The sequence below is a fragment of the Gordonia sp. UBA7860 genome, from assembly GCF_002500165.1.
GTDB classification, from domain to species: Bacteria; Actinomycetota; Actinomycetes; order Mycobacteriales; family Mycobacteriaceae; genus Gordonia; species Gordonia sputi.
Map to the genome: position 1 here is coordinate 12,368 of NZ_DLSO01000071.1, position 1,327 is coordinate 13,694.

Here is a 1,327-nt window from a genome sequence, read left to right on the forward strand (position 1 = left end):
GGGGGCGGCGCCCGCCTTGTCAGCCTGCTCGGTAGATCTCGATGTCGAGTGGGTGCCCCGGCGGAGTATCGGCGACTCTTTCGACGCCGTCGAGCGACGTGCCCAGCGGCGCTTGGACGACGGCTCCCCGTGCGCGCGTGCTGATCTCGTCGCTGAGGAATGTTCGAAGCATGTCGTTGCGGGTGAGCACCGCCCCCATCCAGCTCACGCGGGCGGCATCGCCTTCGTGCCATCCGGAACGACGCAGTGCCGCTATCACCGACGTTGCCAGCTCTGCGGCTGCGTCGCGGAGAATGTCCACTGCGATGCCGTCGCCGCCGTCGGCTTCCCGGCCGACGATCCGGGCGAACCCCGCGATCGACGCGACGTGGTCAGGCGCGGCCTGCATTCGCATGTACAACTCGGGGAGCGGACCGAACTCGTCGACGGCCGCTCGTTCCAGCGAGGTAGTGCCGCTGCGCCCGTCGAACGAACGCAGCGCGGCGTCGAGTCCGGCGCGGCCGATCCAGTAGGCGCTGCCCGCGTCACCGAGAAGGTGACCCCACCCGTCGATCCGCGCCGTACCGAGCTCACCGACACCCAGTGTCACCACTCCGGTTCCGACCGCCGTGACGACTCCGTGGTCGAACCAGTTGGCGCCGAGATACGCCGACACCGAATCATGAACCAGGAACACCGAGTCGACGCCGAGATCGGCCGTGAGTGCCAGCAATCCCTCGGGGCGTGACTGATCGGGGGTCAGCCCGGACACTCCCGCGGTGAGGGTCGTCGCGCAAATCGGCATGTCGGCGAGCGCACGGCGTGCGATCTCGGCGACCTGCTCGACGACCGGTCGCGACGTGAAGATCGGACCGTCGTCGTGGTCGGTCGTCGTACCGTCGACGGCGATACGCACGCGTGCGCCGCTTTGTCCGCCATCAATGCTGACGCGACGCTTTCCCGGTCCGGTTGTCATGGCACCTCCCGGTCCGAAACTACCCGCTCACGCGGCGCGTTCGATGGGGATCGGGATGGTCTCGAGGGCAACGTCGTTGGCGCGGTGGATCGGAAGAATGGGCACGCCGAAGCGTTGTGCAGCACTCGCGAGGAGCCGGCACCAGCCGAGATCGCGTGCGGTGATTCCGTCCGAACCGGGGCGCGTGAGCAAGAACGCGAGCGACAGATGCCCGTCGTCGTCGGTCACCGTGCGGAGCTGGGTCACCAATGTGTCGATGAGATGCGCGTCGGGCACGGTCGGCAGTGTCATGCGTGGCAGTGCCCCGGGGACCAGGCGCTCATGGTCGATGAATCCGATCCAGAGGCAAGGTTCGCTGAAACCGAGCGGACC

The 1,327-nt window shown here is 67.8% G+C and carries 2 protein-coding genes; both read right to left on the minus strand.

Annotated features, from left to right (window positions below; all coding sequences use genetic code 11):
* Positions 1-19: 19 nt before the first annotated feature.
* The gene (locus tag B3T59_RS09380; RefSeq protein WP_064861358.1) at positions 20-955 is read right to left on the minus strand and encodes a BadF/BadG/BcrA/BcrD ATPase family protein; all 936 of its coding nucleotides are present in this window, start codon (positions 953-955) and stop codon (positions 20-22) included.
* Between the two features lie 27 nt (positions 956-982).
* A partial coding sequence (locus B3T59_RS09385) for a hypothetical protein (RefSeq protein WP_287002095.1) occupies positions 983-1,327 on the minus strand: 345 nt, incomplete at its 5' end.